This window comes from Aeromonas sp. 600479 (assembly GCF_049175515.1).
In the GTDB taxonomy this organism is placed as follows: Bacteria; Pseudomonadota; Gammaproteobacteria; order Enterobacterales; family Aeromonadaceae; genus Aeromonas; species Aeromonas veronii_A.
On record NZ_JAAKVF010000007.1, the window covers coordinates 60,826 to 84,207 of the forward strand.

Here is a 23,382-nt window from a genome sequence, read left to right on the forward strand (position 1 = left end):
GTCCAAAACTGTGGAAGATGGCTCTAGGCCAGCTGATCCATCCGTTGCCACAGGCGGCTCGCCACCTTGCTGGCCTGCTCATAAATGGGCGCGACATCGAACGGGAACTCGCGGTCCTGATAGACCATGCGCCCCTCCACCATCACGCTGTTGACGCTGTTCGATCCCATACCAAAGGCGAGATGGCCACCGAGGTTGCGCGGCGCCAGCGGAGTCGGTGCGTCGTAGTCGCAAATGGTGAGGTCGGCCTTGTATCCCGGCTCCAGGCGGCCAAATTTGGCGCCGAAGTTGCGTTCCAGCAGGGTGTTGCCATTCCAGAGGAAGCGGGCAAAGCTGTCGGGCCACAGCGCGCCACCGGCATCCTTGTGTTTGAAGTAGGCAAACTTGAGCTCTTCGAGCATGTCGGAGCCGATACCATCGGTGCCAAGTGCCAGATTGCGATACTCCGGCAGGTGCATGTTGTAGCCCACATGGTTGTTCATGTTGGAGCGGGCGTTGTGCACCAGGAAGGCATCGCGGCTGTTGAGCAGCTCGATGTCAGCCGGGCTCAGGTAGATGCCGTGGGCGATCAGGGTCTTGCTGTCGACAAGGCCAAACTCGTCCAGCCGGGCGATGGGTTCCTTACCATAGTGGTGGTGGCCGTGGGCCATGTCGTAGCGGTCCTCCGCCACATGGATATGCAGCCCGCGACCGGTGACCTGTACCGCTTCGCGCAGCATGGCCAGCCCCTCGTCGGGTACGGTGAAGGGGGCGTGGGCGCCGATATGAGCCTCCACCAGATAGGGTTCGCTCCCCTTGGCCTTGGCGGCATCAATGGCCTGCGCGAACAGGATGTTCTCCTCCACCCCGGCCTGCAGTTCGGCGAGGCCGCCGTTGCGATCCGTAGTCTCGAAGCAGGTCATGCCACGCAGACCCGCCTCCATAAACCCTTTGCACAGCACATTCAGGGAGCCCTTGATGAAGTTGGGCGAAGCGTGGTGGTCGATCACCGCACTGCAGCCGCTCTTGATCGCTTCCAGCGAGCAGATGAGACCGCTGTAGTAGAGGGACTCTTCATCGAGCGCCCGATCGAGCCGCCACCAGAGATTTTTCAGGGTGGAAATAAAATCCGGGCAAGGGGCGATATTGGCCATGATCCCCCGCGACAGGCCTGAGTAGAAGTGGTTGTGGGCACAGACGATGCCCGGCATCACCAGCTTGCCGCCCATCTCCCGATAGTTGGCCTCCGGGTAGAGGGCCCGCAGATTGGGCCCCACCGCTTTGATAAGCGATCCTTCGATGGCGATATCCACCCCTTCCAGCACCCGGGTCGGCTCCAGCTGGACAGCGGTGACGTTCTTCAGAATAAACATGGTTTGCTCCTTCGCTTATTCGTGGTTCGCTCAGGCCTCGACGGCCCCCAGCAGGTAGTGGTGATGAGCATGGACATGGCTGATGATCCGGCACATGTCGCCAAGGGCCGCTGGCGCATCCTTGATCCGGCTCTGGGCGTCTATGGTCAGACGATAGGTCTCGCCATCCTGACGCACCCGCAGTTCGCCACTATCCGCCAGATAGAAACCGGGGTTGCGGCTGTTGTCGAAATCCTCGGGCAGGCTGAAGATGGTGACCTTGTCCTGATAGGGCTTGCCCTGCCACGGGCAGAACTGGGCGCAGTTGCCACATTCGTTGCAGTAGGCATCCAGGTGCAGGGTCTGGAACTGGTCTTTGAAGCCCGGCACCGCGATGGCGACGTTGGCCCGGTTGGGGCAGACATCCACGCACTTGCTGCAGAGGTAGTTGCACTCGAGGCAACGGTGCGCCTCTTGCGCCACGAAGGCATCGCGCTCGCTCTTGTCTACCATGGTGACGGCGATGCTCCCCTTGCGACGGTAGATCTCGTCCTTGCCCGACGGCTGGATTGAGACCTCGGCCTGACTGCCAGCGATATGCTCGCGAGAGAGCACCAGATCCGCGGCGCGGCGGGCACCACCGATGGCTCCGACGATGGAGGATGGGCCGCTCTGCACGTCACCGATCAGGAAGACGTTGCGACGGCTGGTTTCGCCGGTCTGGCTGTCCACCTGGGGCCAGCCATCGCTGCCAAGAGGAATGCCCATGGCTTTGAGCACCTCGCAGTCAGGCTGCTCGCCGATGGCGGTGATCAGGGCATCCATCTGCATCACTTCGGTCTGCTCGGTGGGCACCGGACGGCGGCGGCCCTGCTCGTCAGGTTCCCCCAGTGCCATCATCCGCACGGTAAGCTTGCCATCTTTGTCAAAACGCTCCGGATTGGTGAGGAAGCAGAAACGTACCCCATCCTCCACCGCTTCCAGATACTCCTCGCGATAGGCGGGCATCTCTTTTTCGCTGCGTCGGTAGATCACGGTCACATCGCTGACACCCGGCACCTTGAGGGCGGCGCGGGCGCAGTCCATGGCGGTGTTACCGGCGCCGATCACCGCCACATGGCGGCCGAGTGGCAGCGGTTTGCCCTGATTGAAGCTGCGCAGGAAGTTGAAGGATTTGTAGACCCGATCATGACCCCCTTCGAGACGCATGCCGCCATTCTTGTCGGCGCCGATGCCGACGAAGACATAGGTAAAGCCCTGGGCGTGCAGCTTGTCGACGGTGAGCGCCGGATCGCAGCCAAACTCGAATTTGACCCCGTGGGCGGCGACAAAGTCGATATCGTGCTGGATAAGCTCGGCCGGAATGCGGAACTCGGGGATAATGTGTTTGACCACGCCACCGGCATCCGCTTCGCGCTCGAACACGGTGACCGGGTGGCCTGCGCGGGCCAGGAAATAACCGGCGGAGAGACCGGCCGGGCCAGCACCAATAACCGCAACCGGATGCTTGTCACCACTGCCTGCCGGTTTGTGCCAGCGGGCCTTGTACCCTTCCCAGCCGCGCTCCAGTGCCACTTTTTTCAGCTCGCGGATATTTAGCGCGCTGTCGTAGTCGAGACGGGTGCAGTTGTACTGGCACTGGTGATCGCAGATATGGCCGGTGATGGCAGGCAAGGCGTTGCGCTGATAAATCAGCTCAAGGGCTGCCACATACTCCCCCTCGCCCATCAGGCGAATGTACTCGGGGATATCCTGATGCACGGCGCAGGCGGTGACGCAGGGTGCCACATAGCAGTCGGTCAGCGGCAGACCGCCCCCCACTTCGATGCGATCGTCGGACTTCCACTCCTTCTGGGTGTAATCCATGGTGAGGGCCTTGGCGGCAAGCGCCTCCAGCTTGGCCACATCCACCTGACTCATGCCCCAGCTGTCAGAGGCGTCGATCTCTTTGAGGCACTCGATCTGGCGCAGGTAGCCACCCGGTTTGAGCAGGTCGGTAGCCATGGTGATGGGACGAATACCGGTCTCGAAGATCTCCGCGATATTGAACTTGCTGGCGCCACCCGAGTAGGAGATGGGCAGCTTGCCATCGAAGGCGCGAGACAGCACAGCCGCCACGTTGATGGAGAGCGGGAACAGCGCCCGGCCAGACATGTACATCTCATCGCCGGGCAGTGCCCCTTTGCGGTTGATGGTGCCAAGGGTATTGGTGAGCTTGACCCCGAAGGTGAGCCCCTTCTCGGCTCCCAGCGCCATCAGACGGGTCAGCATCGCCTTGGCCTGATCCAGCTTGAGGTCGTGATCGAACGACTCTTCACTCAGCCCAATGTAATCAAAGCCGCAGGTATCGAGGATCTCGCGCACCCGCGGGTAACCCAGCAGGGTCGGGTTCAGTTTGACGAAGGTGTTGAGCCCCTTCTCTTCCAGCATGTAGCGGCAGATGGCCTCAATCTCGTTGGGCGGGCAGCCGTGCATGGTAGAGAGGGTAACGCCGTGCACCAGATTGGCCGGGATACGATCCACCAGCTGTTGCAGGCGAGCGCGGCGCGCCCCCAGTCCCAGCTCGGCGATAAACTGCTCGTCGGCCACGATGTCACGTACCACCTGCTGGTACTCGGCAAATTTCGGACTTTGGCTTGCATCCATCAGGCTGTGGATGAACTGCTGCATCGGTGGCTGTTTGATGCCATCGAGGTTGTAACCCACGCTCATGTTGAAGATGAAGGACTTGGCCTCTCCGTCGAGGCGGGGATCGAACACCTCTTCCAGCAGGTAGAGGGCAAACCAGGCTTTCAGATACTCGTCAAACGCCTTGGGCAGGGTGAACTCGGTGGACCACTCGGTGTTGAAGCACTCGTCTTCGGCGTCGATGCAGGGCTTTTCCAGTTCGAGACGGTCCAGGATCTGCACCGTCTTGAGCTCGATAAAGCGCCCGCCAGTCAGCCAGGAGGTGACGATATTCTGGGCCAACTGGGTATGGGGGCCGGCTGCCGGGCCAATGGGGGTCTCGCAGGTTTCACCGAACACCTTGATCTTGCGCTCGTCCTGCTTGCGATAGAATTGTGCGGCGGGAATACCGAAAATGCTCTGACTCTCTTTATATTCCGCAAAAATACGGGTCAGAAGGTTCTTGAAGGGAACGGGTCGCATAATATCGCCCATGGCTATCTCCTTGCAGCTGTTCTGCGCATTGGCAGCATGAATAAATGGGGTATCCCGCACGGGCATTACCCCTTGGCAAGGAGAAGAGCAACTATCAGGCCACTACAGTTACAAAACGAGCTACAAAACTATTTTTTAGGGTAAAAGCGTGAGACAGCTCCAATTAATGATGAGAATTTATGATGTCACCATTATGGGTATTGCGAGTAGTTATCAATCACTCTGAAATTTACTTAATGAGCTGATTAAAAAGAACTCACCCTATCAGATCAAGTGCGAGAAATATCACTTTGATACGCCATTTATCTCCCCGTTATCTTTTTAAACTGGGTTATTTCGTGGGCTCGCTCTCATTTTCAAGAATGCCACCCAGCAGCGCCTGATAGCGCTCCGGGGTATCCACATCAAACAGGATGGCGGGGCAGTCAACTGGCACCATACGGTGCGGATGCCCTTGCAACCAGCGCCGTACCGACGACTGCACCGGGGCCGCTGCCAACTCGCGGGCAAGGGATTTTGGCAGCAACACCGGATGGCCCGCCTCCCCCAGCCAGGTGGGAAAGAGTGTCTCACAGCCCCGTGCCTGCCAGAGCTGTTGATAGACCTCGCGCGGGATACAGGGGAGATCCCCGTGGCTGATAAAGAGGTAGTCAGCGTCACTGGCCGCCAGGGCGCAGCGGATGGAGCTGCCCAGCCCCTGCCGATAGTCGGGGTTGTGGGCGACAACAATATCCGGCCGTGATCCGTAGCGCGCTTGAAGCTCCTCGCCACGATGGCCCACCACCAGAATAACCCGCTGACAAAAGGCCTGGGCATTTTTGAGACTTGCATCAAGCATTGTCCCCTGGCAATAAGGTAGCATCATTTTCCAGGTACCCATTCGGGAAGACAAACCCGCCGCCGTTATTATACAGTCACACTGCACTTGTTCCTGGCAACGTTGTTTCCCACTCCCTTCGATATTTATTTTGGTCGTCATTATGTCGCACCCACACGTTGTTGCTGTCGAATTTCCAGATATAGATCCGCTATTAAACTCGCTCACCAAAAATATTGATAGCCATACTATCTTAATTAGCCTCTGCGGGGCCGGTGGAAAAACCAGCACCCTGTTCTGGCTGGCGGAATATTTTTATCAACAGGGTAAAAGGGTGCTAATTACCACCACCACCCGGATGTTTCTGCCAGCCCCGTCACACTATCGGGAATTGATTATCGAGACGGATCCCGTTCGTCAACTTACCCGCTGTCAGGCGCTGCCGGATGGCCCGACTCTGGTTGCCCTGTTCAGCCATCTCGATGAGCGCACCGGCAAGGTTGCAGGGCCGGATCTGCGCCAAATCGACCTGCTCAAAGGACAGCAGCGCTTCGATCTTATCCTGGTCGAGGCGGATGGCGCTCATCACAAGTTATTGAAAGTGCCCGCTTTGCACGAACCTTGCATTCCCCAGAGCAGTGATTGGGTGATAGCCCTGACAGGCGGCGCCATGGTGGGTGCCAAGGCCGACCCGCAGCAGATCCACCGCTGGGCAGAGCTTCAGGCCCTGTGCGGGATAGAAGCCGGTGACCCCCTCGACTGGGCCCTGTTTCACCAGCTGCTCTCCCACCCCGAGGGGCTGTTCAAGGGCACCCCGGCCAGGGCGCGCCGGATCTGGTTTATCAATGGGGATTATCAAAATGAGGCGTCGTGGCTGGCTGAATTGATAAAGCTGCATAGCCGCCACCCCGAGCTCCATGCCATCTGGCAGGGGGCGGTTCGCGAGCCACAGCCCATTCGCCACGCACTCGGTTACTTCGCTCAGGATGAGGCTCAGCCGCCTCGCCCATGATGGTTTAAGGATAAGAAGAGGTACCTTATGAATCTGTTTGCACACGCAGCCCGACTGGAACAGGAGAACATTCCCTTTGCCATGGCCCAGATCATCGAGAGCCGTGGCTCCACCCCCCGCCATCAGGCCCAGATGCTGGTAATGGCCGATGGCCAGATCCTCGGCACCATCGGCGGCGGCATGATCGAGCGGCTGGTGATCGAGGAAGCGATGGCCGCCATTGCCGAGCGCAAGCCGCGTATCTTCCACGGCCGGATGGCGCGCAACGGCGAACATGCGGTCGGGTCGGATTGTGGCGGCGCCATGTCGGTCTATATCGATGTCTATGGTCTGCGACCACGGCTGGTACTGATCGGTGCCGGCCACGTCAACCGGGCGCTGGCCCATGCTGCGGCGCCACTGGGTTTTGATATCCATGTGGGCGACTGTTTTGAAGGGAGCCTCAATCCCGATCACTTCCCCGTCGGCACTCACCTCAAACAGGCCGATACCATCAGCGCGGTGATCGACGCACTGGCCATCGAGCCCGCCAACTTCGTCATCATCGCCACCAATCATCAGGATAAGGAGGCGCTGGATCGGCTGATCAGCCGTCCCCTCGCTTATCTGGGGCTGCTCGCCAGCAAGCGCAAGGTGCAGACCTTCACCCAGGCGCTGCGCCAGCAAGGGGTGAGCCAGACCCAACTGCAGCAGCTGCACGCCCCCATCGGTTACAACATCGGCGCCGAAACCCCCGAGGAGATCGCCATCAGCATCCTCGCCGAGCTGCTTCAAGTGAAAAACGGTAAATCTGGTGGGCTAATGCAGGATGACGTGCGCCTCAAGCGGGATCAACTGGTGGTGATGCGCGGCTCCGGCGATATCGCCACCGGGGTGGCGCTGCGCCTGCACAATGCCGGTTTCAAGGTGGTGATGCTGGATCTCGACAAGCCCACGGTGATCCGCCGCACCGTCGCCTTCGCGCAAGGGATGTTCGATGGCGAAACCAGTGTCGAGGGTGTGCGCGCCAAGCGGGTCGAGAGCGTTGAGCAGGCGTTCGAGCAACTGGATCGGGGCGTCATTCCGCTGCTGGTCGACCCCGACTGTGCCACCCTCGCCGAACTCAAGCCCCGCTATCTGGTGGATGCCATCCTCGCCAAGCAGAATCTCGGCACCCACAAGGAGATGGCCCCCATTACGGTGGCCCTTGGCCCGGGATTTGAGGCGGGGCGCGACTGTGATGCGGTCATTGAGACCAACCGCGGCCATCATCTGGGCCGGGTCATCTATCAGGGCCCCACCCAGCCCAATACCGGCATTCCCGGGGTGATCGAGGGGCACTCCGCACGCCGGGTGGTGCGCGCCCCCGTCGCCGGAGTGATGAAGAGCATTATCAAGCTCGGTGATCTGGTGCAGGAGGGGGATGTGATCGCCCATGTGGGGGACGCTCCCATTATCGCGCCGCTCTCTGGCATGGTACGGGGGCTGCTCAGCGATGGCATCGAAGTGCCGGTCGGCTTCAAGATTGGCGATATAGACCCCAGAGGCGAGCGCGCCGACGCCACTACGGTATCGGACAAGGCACGCGCCATCGGCGGCGCCGTATTGGAAGCCATGATGCATCTGGCCCAGCGCAGATGAAGGCCGACTCACAACCTGTCGGCAGGGCCTGCGTTATCAATTAGCGGCGCCGTGCTGGAAGCAATGATGCATCTGGCCCAGCGCCGATAACGGCTCTTCGCGTCCCCTCACCAAGCCAAAAGCCCCGCCATGATGGTGGGGCTTTTTTCGGCCTGTCGGTTGATGCAGCTCCTTTACATCAGGGGAACCTGCATCACGACCGGGTTCGTTGCAATCGCCAGGCTCGCACCGCCAGCACAACCAGAGTGATGGCGGTGAGCGGCAATACAAAACCGGTTAGTGCTGCGCTGAACTGACCTTGCAGCGGACTGGACGTGGCGTGGAGGATCAGCCAGCAGGTGTAGCCGATGTAGTAGGCCAGAAACAGGGCCCCTTCCCAGCGGGCGATGGTGTAACCGGTAAAGAAGATGGGCAGGCAGGCAAGCGCCACCGCAATCATTACCGGAATATCGAACTGAAGGGCGGTCGCCGACACTTCAAGCCCACCGGGAGTGACGATGGAGGTAAGCCCCAGCACGCAGAGGATATTGAAGATATTGCTGCCCACCACGTTACCCACAGCGATATCCCGCTCCCCGCGCAGGGCTGCAACGATGGAGGTCACCACTTCGGGCAAGGAGGTACCGGCCGCCACTATGGTCAAGCCGATGATCAGATCGCTCACCCCGAAGTAGTGGGCAATCTCAACCGCACTGCCAACCAGCAGGCGGGAGCCGAGGATCAGCAGACCCAGACCTGCGGCAATAAAGAGCAGATTGCGCAACCAGTTGCCCGCCGTACTCGCTTCACGGGTACCAAACTCCTGCTCGTACTCCGCCTGCACCGCTTTGTTTTCCCGTCGACTCTGGACAAAGAGAAACGCGGTGTAGGCGATGATGCCGGCAAACAGCAGCGCCCCTTCCAGGGGCGCAATACGGCCATCGTAGCCCAGCAACAACACCAGAAAAGAGATCACTATCATCAAGGGAACATCGAGACGTACCAGTTGCTGGGAGACGGTCAACGGTACGATCAGTGCCGAAATACCTAAAATAAACAGTACGTTGAAGATATTACTGCCGACCACGTTCCCCACGGCGATCCCCGCCTGCCCCTCGAGGCCAGACTGGATGCTCACCGCCAGCTCGGGAGCGCTGGTCCCAAAGGCCACTATGGTCAATCCCACCACCAGTGGCGATATCCCCATCATGGTGGCGAGGCGAGAAGCACCCCGCACCAGAGATTCGGCCCCCACCACCAGACACACCAGGCCTACAGCCAACCACACCAGCGTCATCATACGGTCTCATCCTTGCCGTTAGGTTCGTTGAAATAATCACAATAAATCAGATACCTGTGCTCCAGCACAGTCAGACAACGCCATTGTAACGAGGGGCTGGTCCCCTGTCGCGGGCTCTTTTGAGTGCTGTTTATTGTGCTACTGGCAGCCCAGTCACCACTCAACCGTGCTTGATGCGGGTCTCCCCCGCCACCGACACCACGGAACGCTTGCCCTTGCGGCTGATGACGATAAGCGCCAGCACGATAAGGGCGATGCCGATCCCTTCCACCGGCCCCGGGTTTTCCCCCAGCAGCCACCATGAGAGCAGCACGCCGCTCACCGGCACCGCCAAGGTACTGAGGCTGGCGATCCCGGCCGGCAGTTTTTTCAGCACAAACAGCCAGAGACTCCAGGCGATGGCGGTGGCGAAGATGGCGCTATAGGCCAGCGCCCCCATCACGTAGGGCTGCCAGTCGATGGGGCGCTCCGGCACCAGCGCCGCCACCAGCGCCATCACTATGGTTGCGTAGATCATCTGCCAGGTGGTGAGGGACATCAGATCCACCCCGGGATGGCGGGCATACATCCGCTTGGCGATGATGGCGCTGATCCCCCAGCAGATACCGGAGGCAATCCCCAGCAGCGCACTCTTCATGGAATCCAGGTGCAGTTGCCAGGGCTGGATCACCAGCAGCAGCCCGCAGGCGGCCACTCCGACCGCCAGATAGTGCAGCTTGCGCATCCGCTCACCGAGAAAGAGCGCCGCGAAGATCACCACCCAGAACGGCATGGTGTAGCTCAGAATAGCCACCTTGCCCGCCCCGCCGCTGATCAAAGCCCACTGGGCCAACCCCACCATGCCGCAGGTCTGGAACAGGGCGATGGCCAGGGTATAGCGAAACGGGGTGGGTTTGAGATAACTGCGGCCGCGCAGGGCCAATACCAGCAACAACACCAATGAACCACACAAGCAGCGCAGGGCGGTGAACTCGAACGCCCCCGCGTAGAGCATCACCTGCTTCATCACGATCCAGCTGTAACTCCAGATGGCGGTGAGCAGGATCAATCCCACCAGCGCCGCCATATTGATCTTTCCACTCATTTGTTTGTTACTCACCTCTTGTCACTCATTGCGCCAGGTCTGTTCTCGGCGTCTTGCCCGCGCTTGAAGGCGGCCATCTTACGCCGCTCATCCTCCGCTGACCATGACTGCCCCAAAATGAACAAGGGGGCCGACGGCCCCCGCAATCACACTCAACCCGAGCTGGAACACCTAGCGGCTTATAAGAGTTCCCGTCTTGCCGGCAATGCCGTCGGCGGCCTTCTCCAGCAAGGTGATCAGGGATTTGCGCCCCGGCATGGAGGTAGCGAACGAGAGCGCCGCCTCCACCTTGGGCAGCATGGATCCCTTGGCAAACTGCCCCTGTGCAATAAAGCTGTTGGCATCGGCCACGCTTAGCTGATCGAGCCACTGCACATCGGGCTTGCCGAAGTTGATAGCGACCTTCTCTACCGCGGTAAGGATGATCAGCATGTCGGCGTCAATCAGTTCCGCCAGTTTGGCACTGGCCCAATCCTTGTCGATCACCGCACTGGCACCGCGCAGGTGATTGCCCTCGCGCAGCACCGGAATGCCACCGCCACCGACGGTGATCACCACCTGACCGGCGGCCAGCATGGCTGAGACGGTCTCCTTCTCGATGATATCGACGGGTTTGGGGGATGCGACCACCCGGCGATAGCCACGGCCGGCATCCTCTTTGAGCCGCTCGCCCCTGGCCATCAATGCTTCGGCCTCCTCCTTGCTGAAGAAACCGCCGATGGGTTTGCTCGGGTCGAGGAAGGCGGGATCGTTTTTATCCACCTCCACCTGGGTCACCAAAGTGGCAACCGGCTTGTGAATACCACGCGCCAGCAAGGCCTCGCGCAGGGCGTTTTGCAGGTCATAACCGATATAACCCTGACTCAGGGCCACGCAGACCGACATGGGCAGATGGGGCGCCTTGGGGTCATAGCGGGCCGCAACCTCGAACGCCTGCTGGATCATCCCCACCTGCGGGCCGTTGCCGTGGGTCACCACCACCTCATGCCCCTGGGCGATCAGGTCGGCAATGGTGTGCGCCGTGCTCTGCACCGCCTTCATCTGCTCGGGCAGGTTGTTGCCCAGCGCATTGCCACCAAGGGCCAGTACGATTCTCTGTTTCATCTTGTTATCTCCAGTGATGGGACAAGCCGGCGCAATACCGGCCCACCTTTCGTTGTTCACATAACCTTGCTGCTCTGCGTGTTTCGAACTGATTGTCAGCCGGCCACTGTGGGGCAAGGCGAGTGCAGCTCCGGCGCCAAGGCCGGATCAAAGGGCGCTCTGGCCAGAAAACGGCCGTGACCACGCCGCCCCAGAAACTCGCCGTCGCGAGCGACTATCTCGCCGCGGCTCAGGGTCATTCTGATCCGGCCGGGGCAATGCATCCCCTCGTAGGGGCTGTAGTCGCCGTTGTCGTGCAACTGTTGATGGGAAATCAGGGTGTCACCACGGGGATCCATCAGCACCAGATCAGCGTCAGACCCCGGTTGCAGGTTGCCCTTGCGCGGCCAGAGGCCAAACAGGCGCGCCGGGTTGGCGCTGGTGAGGGCTACAAAGCGGGACGGCGAGATGCGCCCTCCCAATACCCCGTGGGCAAACAGCAGCAGCATCCGGTTCTCGACGCCCGGCAAGCCGTTGGGACAGCAGCTGAAATCGCCCCCCGAGAGGGTCATGCGCTGGGCGTGGGAGAAGTTGCAGTGATCGGTCGCCACCGTGTCGATGTCGCCAGCAGCGATACCGACCCACAGCTTGTCCTGCTCGCGGCGTGAACGCAGCGGCGGGCTGAGCAGATAGTCGACCCCGTTCTCCCTGTAATAACACAGCTCATCGAGCAGCAGATATTGCGGGCAGGTCTCCACCCAGACCGGCTGTCCCTGCCGACGCGCCAGTTTCAGATACTCCAGCCCCAGTCCGTTGGAGAGGTGGACGATATAGAGCGGGGCATTGCCAGCGAGCCCCGCCAGATTGATCATCCGGGCCACCGCCTCGGCTTCGCACTCCAGTGGGCGGCTTTGCGGGTGATACCAGGGCTCATGATGGCCGGCGGCCAGCAGGGCCGCCCGGCGCGCCGCGATGGCGGCATCGTTCTCGGGATGGACGGTGGCAAGCGCCCCCACCTCCTTGAGGCGAGCCAGCGCGCGCAGCACGTCGTGATCCCCCAGCTTGTACTGGTAGGTGAGATAGAGCTTGAAGCTGCTGATCCCCTCCTCCTGCACCATGGCGGCCATCTCGTGGAGGATGGCGTCATCCACATGTTGGACAACGCCGTGAAAACTGTAATCGATCACCGCCTGATCGGCGGCATAGTCGTGATAGCGGGCCAGCTGGTGATGCAGATTGCACCCCGCCGGACCAAATCCCATGTGATCGACGATGGTGGTGGTGCCACCACAGGCGGCGGCACGGGTACCGCTGAAAAAGTCATCACAACTGCGGGCAATGCCCACGTCGATGTTGAAGTGGGTATGGACATCGATACCGCCCGGCATCACGTAGCAGCCGCTGGCATCGATCACGTCGGTCTCGCCATCGGGCTGGATAGCGGCGGCTCGCGCGCGGATCACCCCGTTATCGATCAGCAGATCCTGACGATATTCCCCCTGCGCATCGACCAGCACACCGTTTTTGATCAGCCGTTTCATCCCCACCACCTCGAATATCACTTCAAACAGCAAAGCCCCGCCTCAATGGAGACGGGGCACTTGCAACAGCCGGGCAGCGATGGCAGTCACCACCCGGCAGACCCCTTACTTGTCCAGCTCGGCCAGATAGAGCATGGGGATCACGGCGTACATGGCGGCGCACTTGACCAGATGCTCTTTCCAGGTCTTCTCGTTCGGGGCGTGGGCCTCCGGCTCTTTACCCGGGCCAAAACCGATGACCGGAATACCGTGGCGACCCATGATGGAGACCCCGTTGGTCGAGAAGGTCCACTTGTCCACCACCGGCTCCTTGTTGAACAGCTCGCGATAAGCCTTGGAGAGGGTTTTGACGGTGATGTGATCCTCTTCCACCTTCCAGGTCGGGAAGTAGCACTCGGTCGGGTAGACCAGACCGGTATAGGCCGGACGGTCGTACTGGTACATGGAGACCTCGGCACCGGCGGCTTGCACCGCAGGCAGGGCGCGGATCTCGTCGAGTGCCCCTTGCCAGGTCTCGCCCCAGGTGAGACGGCGGTCGATGGAGACGGCGCAGCTGTCCGCTACGGCGCAGCGGCTCGGCGAAGTGAAGAAGATCTCGGAGACGGTCAGGGTGCCCTTGCCGAGGAAGTCGTCGTTGCCGAGGTTGTGGCTCAGCTCCTGCAGCTCGCCAAGGATCGGGCCCATCTTGAAGATGGCGTTGTCACCGCGCTCCGGCGCAGAGCCGTGGCAGCTGACACCCTGAACTTCAACGCGGATCTCCATGCGACCACGCTGGCCACGGTAGATCTGGCAGTCGGTCGGCTCGGTACTGACCACGAACTCGGGGCGGATCTTGCTCTGCTCGATGATGTACTGCCAGCAGAGGCCATCGCAGTCCTCCTCCTGCACGGTACCGGTCACCAGCAGGGTGTACTGATCTTCCAGTCCCAAATCCTTGATGATCTTGCCCGCATAGACCATGGATGCCATGCCGCCTTCTTGGTCAGATGCGCCGCGGCCACCGATGATCTCGTGATCTTCCATCCCCTCATAGGGGTCGAACTTCCAGTTGGCCATGTTGCCGACGCCCACGGTATCGATGTGGGCATCCATGGCGATCAGGTGCGGACCGTGGCCGATATAGCCCAGCACGTTGCCCATGGGGTCGATCTCGACCTTGTCAAAGCCAACCTTCTCCATCTCCTGCTTGATGCGCAGCACGACGCGCTCTTCATCGCAGCTCTCGCTCGGGATGGCGATCATGTCGCGCAGGAACTGACTCATCTCGGCCTTGTACTGGTAGGCCTTCTCCAACACCATTTCAAACGGAATTTGCTTGCTCATTGTGATTCTCCATAACAACTGAGAGTGCGCGGCCTGTTCGTCGGCCGCGCCCTGTGCCCGTTACCGCGCCCCGTTGGCGAGGCGCGATCAGTTCTTTAATTCGTGGTGGCTTACTCGCTGGCAGGGTGTTTGCCTTCCCACACCACTTCCCGGTAGTGGGTCACATCGGTATCCCCTTCGGTGTTGATGATCAGCACGACCGAGTTGCTATCCAGCCCGAGACGCGCCATCAGCGCCGCGCGATCCGGGTGGTGACGCACCGCAGCCAGCACGCCGGTACCGACCGAGCCGGACTCACCGGAGATGATGCGGGGGTCATTGCCAAGAGGGTTGCCAAGCACTCTCATGCCCAATGCCGACACCTTGTCGTGGCAGGAGATAAACTGGGTGGTGCAGCTCTTGAGCAGCGGCCAACCAAGCGGATTGGGTTCGCCACAGGCAAGACCGGCCATGATGGTGCGCATGTCGCCCCCCACGTTGACCATCTCCCCCGCCACGCCGGAGCGGTAGATGCAGTCGGCCTGATCCGGCTCGACGACTATGCTGTGCAGGTTTTTCGCCCCGAAGCAGTCCACCAGATAACCGAGCACACCGCCCGCCAGCGCCCCTACCCCAGCCTGCAGCAGCACGTGGGTCGGCTGCTTGATGCCCATATCCTGCATCTGCTCGACCGCTTCGTCGGCCAGGGTGGAGTAACCCTGCATGATCCAGGTCGGGATCTTGGTGTAACCCTCCCAGGCGGTGTCCTGCACTATGTGCCAGCCGCGCTCTTCGGCCATCTTCATGGTCAGGCGCACGGTGTCGTCGTAGTTCATGTCGGTGACGATGCACTCGGCACCGAGATTGAGAATGTGGTCAACCCGCTCCTTGGCAGAGCCCTTGGGCATGTAGACCACCGCATGCTGACCCACCTGCTTGGCGGCCCAGGCGACGCCACGACCGTGGTTGCCATCAGTGGTGGTGGCGAAGGTCATCGGCTCCTTGATGGTGCGTTTGATGAGATCGAAGGAGAAATCTTCGATGGCCACCCCGTACTTTTCACAGAGCAGGTTGGCGATGGCATAAACGCCACCCAGCATCTTGAAGGCATTGAGGCCAAAGCGCTTTGACTCGTCCTTGACCAATATATTTTTCACCCCGATATAGGCGGCCAGATCTTTCAGGTCGCACAATTGGGTCGGCTCATAACCGGCCAGTTTTTTATGAAAAGCGCGAGCCTTTTGTGCTTCGGCGCGAGAAAACAGCGGAGATGGCTCGGCGGTAAAAAAGCGGTTATCGGCAATATCCATCTTCAGCGAAAATTGGGACATGCTTACCTCACTAGGCGTTACCTGACAAAGAGCTGCCTCGCCGGGAGATCCGTTATCCAGATACCACGGGGAGAAAACTCGAAATAATGGATTCGACAGCGTGGGCAGGATGAATATTCACCCTGCCCCTGCTGTTATTTATTTCACCCGCTTTTGCGCCTCTTTAATCAGATTTTCCAGGGTTTCTGCCGGCGCGGAGAATTTACGAGCCATGATCATGGCGGCGATAATATAGGGCTTCCAGCTCGCCTCTTTATAAGTGGCGATACGATATTTCTCGAATACCCCTTCGGTCACTTCACCCTCTTTGCAGGAGACGCCGGAAATATCGGCCGGCAGGCAGTGCATATAGAGCGCCTCGCCCCCCTTGGTGAGCTTCATCATCTCCTCGGTGCAGTGCCAATCCTTGTGCTTGGCGTTCTGCTCAAGGCAATGTTTCTCCAGCTCTTTGAGACCGGCGTGGTCATTGGCACGCAACAGCTCGGTACGCTGCTCCATCACCTTGTAGGGAGCCCAGGACTTGGGATAGACGATATCTGCATCCTTGAAAGCCTCTTCCATGGAGGTGACCTGACGGAAGCTGCCGCCGGAGGCCTTGGCATTCTCTTTGGCCACTTCGATCACGTCCGGGATCAGGTCATACCCCTCCGGATGGGCCAGGGTCACATCCATACCGAAGCGTGTCATCAGACCTATGATGCCCTGCGGCACGGAGAGCGGCTTGCCGTAGCTCGGGGAGTAGGCCCAGGTCATGGCAATCTTCTTGCCCTTGAGGCTCTCCAGGCTGCCAAAGTGCTCCTGCAACCAGGCGAGATCAGCCATGGACTGGGTCGGGTGATCAATGTCGCACTGCAGGTTGACCAGCGCCGGACGCTGGGGCAGCACCCCCTTCTCGAACCCTTCATCCAGTGCCGCGCCCACTTCACGCATATAGGCGTTACCGGCACCGAGGAACATGTCGTCACGGATGCCGATGGCATCGGCGCAGAAGGAAATCATGTTGGCCGTTTCACGGACGGTCTCGCCGTGGGCGATCTGGGATTTACCCTCATCCAGATCCTGCTGGGCCAGACCGAGCAGGTTCAGCGCAGAGGCGTAAGAGAAGCGGGTTCGGGTGGAGTTATCGCGGAAAACCGAGATACCGAGCCCGCTGTTAAACAGTTTGGTGCAGATATTTTCGGCGCGCAGGGTCTTGAGGGATTCGGCCAGTTTCAATACCAGCTCCAGCTCCTGAGGCGTTTGCTCCCAGGTCAGCAGAAAATCTTTTTCATGCAGGTTGGATTTGAGTGCTCTGATCTCTTTGATTAATTCGTTAACTGCTTTCATCGTTCGCCCCAATCATTGGATGAGATATGGATAGCTCCCCTTTCACTCACGATGTCACCAGCATCCCGGTTGTGGGTGAGCGCGTCGGTTAGCGTCGATATGAGGCAATCAATAACCGTGCCAAACCAATAAAATGCAGGCAGATATTAATAAATGGCGAAAGTGTGTGATGCCACCCACAAAATCAGCGGCTATTTAAGCGGTTTATTCAATAAAAAGCTGAGCGGATCAGCCAAGCCATAAAATAGCCGAGTGATAATAATCAGAGGCGATATCTCGGCATCGGTGAGAATTATCATCAAAGGCCCGTTTCAGGGGCTGAAATGATATCAGCTGGGCTGTCGTTATCATTATGATAATGCCGTGCAGCGACTTGCTCTTTTGTTACCACATCTTCTGCAGAAATGTCACTGCCATCTCGCATCCCTTGCACTCTCCACCCGTATCGCCTCTCGCCTTATCTTCCGGCCACATTGCTGGGCGCGGTTGGCCCAAGGTGCTAACGTGAATACGCCAGCTGCGCATCTGTATCGGATGCTCAGAAGAGGCCGACGTTCACGACCGCAACTGCGCGGATGAACCTGCATGACTTACATCTTTGAGGGATTATCTATGTCCAGGAATGCTGCTCTGCTCATCACCCTGACCCTGCTCGGGATCGCCCCTGCCCACGCCATCAGCGCCAAATATGCCGAGCAGCTGGAGCGCTCCGGCTGCACCCAGGTCACCGAGGCGCAGGGCTGTGACATTCACAAAACCAAAGCGGAAAATGCCAAGGCGGGATTTAGCGCGGCCGCCCCAGCCGCGGAGGGCGGTCTGAATCTCAGCTATGAGCAGAAGCTGGAGCGCTCGGGCTGCACTCAGGTGAGCGAGCTCAATGGCTGCGATATCAACAAAACCAAGGCTGGGAACGCAGCTGCCGGTGTTGGCAATGCTCCGGCCGCGGCAACCAGCGCCAGCCCCTATGCGGGCAACTGGATCGCCACCTTCCCCCAAACCGGCGCCACCGTGGCTAATATCCGCATCGATGGCAAGGATCAGGTGTGGGTCAACGACAAGAAGGTCAATGCCAAGAAATCCGATGGTGCGCTGGTGTTCAAGGATGGCATGGTCATCTACACCATTCAGGGGGATCGCCGTATCAAGGGTGAAGATGGCTGGGTCGATAATGATGCCGGCACCAAGGGGCCCATCAACGCCAAGTAAACAGCTGACCACAAAATGACGGGGAGCGCGGGCTCCCCGTTTCACACCTGATTGCCCATCGCTTCCAATGACCAGCTCCACCAGCGAGGCGCCAGAATCAATACCTCCTGCTCCAGCCAAGTCCCGTCTGTGATCAGTTTATCGAGCCAGGGAACTCCTGCCAACGCGCCATGACTATCGACCTGATCAGCCTGCTTAGTCACACGCCAGGGCACCTTGCCACTGTCCGTCGCAAAGGTGCGTACCGGACGGGCATAGTGATCCAGATAAGGTTGCAGCTCACAGGGAAGCCAGAGCATGGCCGGTCGATTTAGCTCGCGCGCCAGCTCGATGGCAATATCTATACCCCGTTGATCGAGATCGCCAAAATGGGCCCACTGCACGCCCGCAGGCAGCAGCGGGATCAGCTGTTTGGCCAGGGTGGTATTGCGACCGGGTGCAAAAAGCAGCAGTTGCCCGGGTTGCAGCGGGTAGTCGACAAAGGCCCCCTTGTTCTCCACCGTAATGACCCGCTCCCCTTGCCAACCGATGGCAGCCAGCATGCCCAGAGTCCGCTCCGGCAACGCCAACTCTCCCAACAACGCCATCATTGCAGTCATATCGTGCTGCTGACCCTGCAGATCGACCAGTGAGAGCGGTTCGAGGGTACGGATGCGGATCACCTCATCCTGCGTGAGCGACAATTCCGCAAGCAGTGGCGCGGCAAGGGATGCTGACCGCGGATGCTTGCTGTCCCCCTGCCAGAGGGCATAAAAGCAGGCCTGATTGAGCCGTGCAGGCAAACTCACTCCCATTCGTTGCAGCTGCTCCCCCTTGTCCGGTTCGGGGGGCGCAGCCCGTGCCAGTTGTCCGGTCAGATAAGTCCGCCCCGCGTCGGTCAACGCATAATGAGCACCTCGGCCAACCGGCTTGATCCCGGCCACTGCCTGCAACAGATGCTTCAACTCGCGGCCATGCCGACTCTCAAGGGAGCAGCCCTTTCCGTTCTGGCTATCGAGCAACCGTGCACACAAATCCTGTACCCGCATCTCATCAAACAGCGACATCCTCACCTCTCCATGTGGCTTCATATGACGAAGTAGAGGTGATTTTCCCTGTCATTACCGTGACCGGCTTCGCAAGCGGTTCTTATCAGCCCCGCCATGCATGGCCCGTACTGGTAAACCCGCTACAAAGGGCGCAAGCTGGTTTGATATAGAGATACGCTGCGCTCTTCGCGGCACGACAACGCGATACCCGCTTTCACAAGGGCTTGCCATGACCGACGCCACAGACCCATCGCCATCCTCTTCTTGGCATCTTTCGGATATCCGCGAGCTGGCGCACCTGCTGACTCTGGTGCTGCCCGCCGCGGTAGAGATCACCGAAGCGGTACATCAGGCGGTACTGAGCGGTATGGGGCTCAAGGGACGGGATGAGGGAAAAACAGCCGGGATCACCGGGCTGGTCTACAAGGGGGTACACGGCACCGCCAACACCCTGGGCAGCGGTATCAACCATCTGCTCAGCCGCCTGCCAGCCACTCCGCCGCCCCACCAGATCCCCGAAACCCCGAAACGTGCAGCCCTGATCGCCACCCTCAACGGCGTATTGGGGGACAAGCTGGTCGAGCACCACAATGCCCTCGCCACCCCCATGACCCTGCGCTATCAGGGCAAGCCCCTCGATTGGCAGGCGATGCCAAAGGATCTACCCCGCGAGGGACGGGTGCTGCTGATGATCCATGGCCTCTGCATGAACGATCTGCAGTGGCAGACCGAGCATCAAGGCAAGCCGGTCAATCACGGGGAGCAACTTGCCAACGCGCTTGGCTATCAGCCTCTTTACCTGCGCTACAACTCGGGCCTGCCCATCGTACAAAACGGGCAGCAACTTGCCCTGTTGCTGGAGCAGTTGCTCGCCCACTGGCCGGGAGAGCTCAAAGAGATAACGATAATGGGCTACAGCATGGGCGGACTGGTTGCCCGCAGCGCCTGCCACCATGCCAGCCAGGCCGGGCTCACCTGGCCTGCGCACCTTGCCAACCTGATATTTCTCGGCACACCACACCACGGCGCGCCGCTCGAACATGTCGGTCACTGGCTGGAGCAGTTGCTGCCCGCCACCGCCTACAGCGAGCCCTTCGTCAGGCTGGCACGACTGCGCAGTGCAGGCATCAGGGATCTGCGCCACGGCAAGGTGATCGATGAGGTAGCCATACCCGATCCCGCCGCGCCCTTGCGCGATCCCCGCATCCCACTCCCCTTGCCCGGTGGCGTCAACTGCTATGCCATTGCCGCGACCACTGCCGCCAAGCGCAGCCTGCTGGCCGACCGGCTGATTGGCGATGGACTGGTGCCGCTACGCAGCGCCCTCGGCCAGCACAACGAAGCACGCCATCAGCTTGCCTTCCTCCCCGCCCATACCCTGATTGTCTATCGCACCAGTCATATGGCCCTGCTCGCCAGCCCGCAGGTTGGCCAGCAACTACTGCGCTGGCTCAGCCCCTTGCAGCTATAGCGAGCTGGCTATTAAAGCAACAGAGTGCTGGTTCACAAAGGAGCCCTGTGGCACTCTGAGACGTCAAAGGGAAGACCCACACTGACACCTCATGTGTCCCCACTGCAAAGGAGCGCCACGATGGCCAAAGCAAGCAAGAAAGAGATCAAGAAGAAGATCGCCGCTCGTCTTGAGAAAATTGCCAAGCATGAAGGCAAGATCAAGAAGCTGAAGAAGGCCCTGAAGTAGGGCCCACCGCATATGAAAAACCGCCAGCTGGCGGTTTTTTCATCCCGATTTTCGCCCCTTTACCATCGTTTTGATACCAATGGCCTTGATGTAAACGCCTCAAGCGCACATCAGCAAAACAACCCGGCTGAAACCACGCACGTTCTCATCACCGCCATTTGGTCTAACAGCGCCAATCGGGCGCCGCGCCCATCCTTACCAGCAACTACCTTCAACTGAGTGTTTGATATGAGCCAGCAGTGGAGCGCCATATGTACTCTTACACCCTCACCTTCAGGGAAGATGTCGATCGCCTGACCGCCCCCGAGCAAGAGATTACCTTGCAGAGCCCCGCTCAGGCGGGGGATTTTATTATCCTCTCCGACGGCAGCCGCCATCAGGTGATGTTTGTCACCCACCGCGCCCACTACAGCAGCCTCTATCTCGATAAAGGGGTCAGGGTACCGCAGAGTTAGTGGCTATCGCCTTTAATTGATGGGGCTGGGTGAAATATTCACGCCGTTGACGTAATAATCATCGCATCATGTCAACGTTCCTTTATCTCTATCACGATATATCTGAGGAAGCGCGATGAAAAAATCCAACATTGTCTTATATCAAATTAAATTTATTTAGCCACGAAAAAACAAATCATACCTCACAAAAACAAATCACCATCACTCAATATCATTGACCACACCCTTGGTGCGTTATAACAATTACTTTGTTGAACATATTTATTCGCAAGTCATTATTAGTGATGGAGTTATCACAATGAATAAAGTTATCTTACCCATAGCATTAATTACCTGTTCCACGCTCGCTCACGCAGAGTCCAGTACTATTATCAACGGTCTGGATTTTGGTCCATTAGCTCAGTTGGCTGGCACATGGAAAAGCACCGATGCTGGTGGTGTAGATGTAGCACCCGGCCAGGAGGGCAGCAAAGTAGGAAAAGGGGGACCAGCAGTGGAACCCTTTTACGAAATCATCACCTTTGAACCGGCGGCCGATGCAAAAAATGCCAGCGAACAATATCTGGTAGCCATGTATTACAAGCAGGAAGTATTCAGAAAAAGCGATAATGGGAAATTTCATGACCAACGCGGTTATCTGATTTATGACAAGACCAATCAGCTTGTTTACAACTCATACTGTATACCTCGTGCAGTCTGTGTGGTCACTGAAGGCAAAGCGGGTAACAAAATCGAGTTCAAGACGGGCAAGCGCGGTATTGCGGAAAGCAATTATATGACCATTAATGATTCCACCGCGGATTTCTCGATGACTCTGGACTTCTCAGAGAAAAATCTCCTCAAATACAGTCAAACCACCAACCTAATGGTGTATGGCAAGCCATTCGCACACTCCGATAGTGCATCCCTGACCAGAACCAATTGATGTTTCATGGCCAAGGTATTCATTATCTTGGCTTTTTTATATTCGTCGATAGTCTATCCTGATGGCATCCTTATCCCACTCGGGATTGAGCACACCGGCATACCAGAGTGTCAGAATGACATCCATCTGATTGTTATGCTTCACAACCTTGCCGCTCTTACAGGCCGAGAGCACCTCCAGCCATAACTGCTCGGGATCGATCGGTTTGGTAATATCCTTGTGTGACAATAAATCAATGGCAGCCAACACATATGCTCTGGTTTTGGTCGCAGCTACATAATGAACTGGCATGATGCAACTGATACAACCAAGACTGCAAAGAGTCAGAAACGTGACCTTTGGATTATTTTTAAATTTACCTGTACTGATATCATCACCAAATGCTTCAGCAATAGCCATATCCCAGGCGGTGACATGACCGTAATTATTCTGTACCATCAGATGAACAGCTCTCAGCGCTGCTCCACCGTATTTACCATAGATAATCATCACTAATCCCTCCGTTTGCCACATAGTAAGGCCAAACAGGCGAGATAGGCTAAAATAAATATCAATCACGACCATCGAGTTTTTCCATTGATAACAAATCCATTTGTAGCTGAATTAAATATTGATCCAAATCAATGTTATATCTTTATCTACCGAAAGGCTGACTGGTCGATGTCAGCCTCCCAATATCATTCATCAACATCCATTTTCGTGTATAAACAGGTTCCCCCAGCCTAGAGCACCTCTATTTTTACATTGATAATCCCGTCACGAATATTGCCGATGGTGCTAAACGCAGATTTGGAGAGATCGATAATACGCCCCCTTTTCAAGGCGCCGCGATCATTGACCTTGACCACTACGCTCTTGCCGTTGGCGAGGTTGGTGACCCGCACCATAGCGCCAAAGGGCAATTCCATATGGGCGGCGCTATTGAGATTGTTGCGATAGAGCTCGCCGCTGGCAGTCTTTTTGCCGTGATAACGGTCGGCATAATAACTGGCGTAACCGGTCTCGCTATAACCGCGCCAGCTGCCACCGTGGCTCTCGTCATAACGGCTGCTACAGGCCGCCAGCAGCAGGCAAAGAGATAACAGCAGCCCTTTCTGGATATATTGCACCATTCCCCTCTCCTCTCTTCTTTTCGCTATGCGCAATTTTTCTTCTTCGATACGGCCGGTGACGCTGGCGAC

Annotated in this window: 19 protein-coding genes; 6 read left to right on the forward strand and 13 right to left on the reverse strand. The window is 58.4% G+C overall.

The window, feature by feature from the left end:
* Nucleotides 1-23: 23 nt before the first annotated feature.
* The 3 genes from ssnA to mocA form a co-directional block, all read right to left on the reverse strand.
* Nucleotides 24-1,352, reverse strand: coding sequence for a putative aminohydrolase SsnA (gene ssnA, locus G5149_RS09740; RefSeq protein WP_421212358.1), 1,329 nt, complete (start codon nt 1,350-1,352; stop codon nt 24-26).
* 30 nt (nt 1,353-1,382) lie between these two features.
* Nucleotides 1,383-4,493, reverse strand: coding sequence for a putative selenate reductase subunit YgfK (ygfK, locus tag G5149_RS09745; RefSeq protein WP_421212359.1), 3,111 nt, complete (start codon nt 4,491-4,493; stop codon nt 1,383-1,385).
* A gap of 331 nt (nt 4,494-4,824) precedes the next feature.
* Complete coding sequence (mocA, locus tag G5149_RS09750) at nt 4,825-5,472, reverse strand: molybdenum cofactor cytidylyltransferase (RefSeq protein WP_421212360.1); 648 nt, start codon at nt 5,470-5,472, stop codon at nt 4,825-4,827.
* A gap of 1 nt (nt 5,473) precedes the next feature.
* On the opposite strand from mocA, the gene yqeC reads away from it, so the two are divergent.
* Both yqeC and yqeB read left to right on the forward strand, forming a co-directional pair.
* Nucleotides 5,474-6,322 (forward strand): selenium cofactor biosynthesis protein YqeC, encoded by an 849-nt coding sequence (gene yqeC / locus G5149_RS09755; protein ID WP_421212361.1) that lies wholly within the window; start codon nt 5,474-5,476, stop codon nt 6,320-6,322.
* Between the two features lie 27 nt (nt 6,323-6,349).
* Nucleotides 6,350-7,942 (forward strand): selenium-dependent molybdenum cofactor biosynthesis protein YqeB, encoded by a 1,593-nt coding sequence (gene yqeB, locus G5149_RS09760; protein ID WP_421212362.1) that lies wholly within the window; start codon nt 6,350-6,352, stop codon nt 7,940-7,942.
* Between the two features lie 193 nt (nt 7,943-8,135).
* Here yqeB and G5149_RS09765 read toward each other — a convergent pair whose 3' ends face one another.
* The 7 genes from G5149_RS09765 to ygeW all read right to left on the reverse strand — a co-directional run bounded on the left by G5149_RS09765 (nt 8,136) and on the right by ygeW (nt 16,888).
* The gene (locus G5149_RS09765; RefSeq protein ID WP_421212363.1) at nt 8,136-9,221 is read right to left on the reverse strand and encodes a calcium/sodium antiporter; all 1,086 of its coding nucleotides are present in this window, start codon (nt 9,219-9,221) and stop codon (nt 8,136-8,138) included.
* Between the two features lie 160 nt (nt 9,222-9,381).
* A complete protein-coding gene (locus G5149_RS09770; RefSeq protein WP_421212364.1) occupies nt 9,382-10,305 on the reverse strand; it encodes a DMT family transporter in 924 nt (307 codons plus the stop codon).
* Nucleotides 10,306-10,476: 171 nt separating this feature from the next.
* Nucleotides 10,477-11,409, reverse strand: a complete 933-nt coding sequence (gene arcC / locus G5149_RS09775) for a carbamate kinase (protein ID WP_421212365.1) — start codon at nt 11,407-11,409, stop codon at nt 10,477-10,479.
* A gap of 95 nt (nt 11,410-11,504) precedes the next feature.
* The gene (hydA, locus tag G5149_RS09780) at nt 11,505-12,929 is read right to left on the reverse strand and encodes a dihydropyrimidinase (protein WP_421212366.1); all 1,425 of its coding nucleotides are present in this window, start codon (nt 12,927-12,929) and stop codon (nt 11,505-11,507) included.
* A gap of 105 nt (nt 12,930-13,034) precedes the next feature.
* A complete protein-coding gene (locus tag G5149_RS09785) occupies nt 13,035-14,252 on the reverse strand; it encodes a YgeY family selenium metabolism-linked hydrolase (RefSeq protein WP_101530615.1) in 1,218 nt (405 codons plus the stop codon).
* A 110-nt stretch (nt 14,253-14,362) separates the two neighbouring features.
* Complete coding sequence (gene dpaL, locus G5149_RS09790; RefSeq protein WP_421212367.1) at nt 14,363-15,562, reverse strand: diaminopropionate ammonia-lyase; 1,200 nt, start codon at nt 15,560-15,562, stop codon at nt 14,363-14,365.
* 138 nt (nt 15,563-15,700) lie between these two features.
* On the reverse strand, nt 15,701-16,888 hold the full coding sequence (gene ygeW / locus G5149_RS09795; RefSeq protein ID WP_005336811.1) for a knotted carbamoyltransferase YgeW: 1,188 nt from the start codon (nt 16,886-16,888) through the stop codon (nt 15,701-15,703).
* Between the two features lie 612 nt (nt 16,889-17,500).
* Between ygeW and G5149_RS09800 the strand changes: the two genes are divergently transcribed.
* Nucleotides 17,501-18,094 (forward strand): hypothetical protein, encoded by a 594-nt coding sequence (locus G5149_RS09800; RefSeq protein ID WP_421212368.1) that lies wholly within the window; start codon nt 17,501-17,503, stop codon nt 18,092-18,094.
* 41 nt (nt 18,095-18,135) lie between these two features.
* Here G5149_RS09800 and G5149_RS09805 read toward each other — a convergent pair whose 3' ends face one another.
* Nucleotides 18,136-19,140, reverse strand: a complete 1,005-nt coding sequence (locus G5149_RS09805; RefSeq protein WP_216978842.1) for a Wadjet anti-phage system protein JetD domain-containing protein — start codon at nt 19,138-19,140, stop codon at nt 18,136-18,138.
* A gap of 211 nt (nt 19,141-19,351) precedes the next feature.
* Between G5149_RS09805 and G5149_RS09810 the strand changes: the two genes are divergently transcribed.
* The 3 genes from G5149_RS09810 (at nt 19,352) to G5149_RS09820 (ending at nt 22,201) form a co-directional block, all read left to right on the forward strand.
* Entirely contained in the window at nt 19,352-20,593 is a 1,242-nt protein-coding gene (locus G5149_RS09810) for an alpha/beta hydrolase (protein WP_337072286.1), read from the forward strand.
* A 479-nt stretch (nt 20,594-21,072) separates the two neighbouring features.
* On the forward strand, nt 21,073-21,276 hold the full coding sequence (locus G5149_RS09815; protein WP_005345744.1) for a hypothetical protein: 204 nt from the start codon (nt 21,073-21,075) through the stop codon (nt 21,274-21,276).
* 298 nt (nt 21,277-21,574) lie between these two features.
* Nucleotides 21,575-22,201: a heme-binding beta-barrel domain-containing protein gene (locus G5149_RS09820; protein ID WP_337072287.1), complete on the forward strand. Its 627-nt coding sequence runs from the start codon at nt 21,575-21,577 to the stop codon at nt 22,199-22,201.
* A 36-nt stretch (nt 22,202-22,237) separates the two neighbouring features.
* On the opposite strand, the gene G5149_RS09825 is transcribed toward G5149_RS09820, so the two are convergent.
* A complete protein-coding gene (locus G5149_RS09825) occupies nt 22,238-22,765 on the reverse strand; it encodes a DUF6979 family protein (protein WP_337072288.1) in 528 nt (175 codons plus the stop codon).
* A 158-nt stretch (nt 22,766-22,923) separates the two neighbouring features.
* On the reverse strand, nt 22,924-23,313 hold the full coding sequence (locus G5149_RS09830; RefSeq protein WP_337072338.1) for a septal ring lytic transglycosylase RlpA family protein: 390 nt from the start codon (nt 23,311-23,313) through the stop codon (nt 22,924-22,926).
* Between the last annotated feature and the right edge of the window lie 69 nt (nt 23,314-23,382).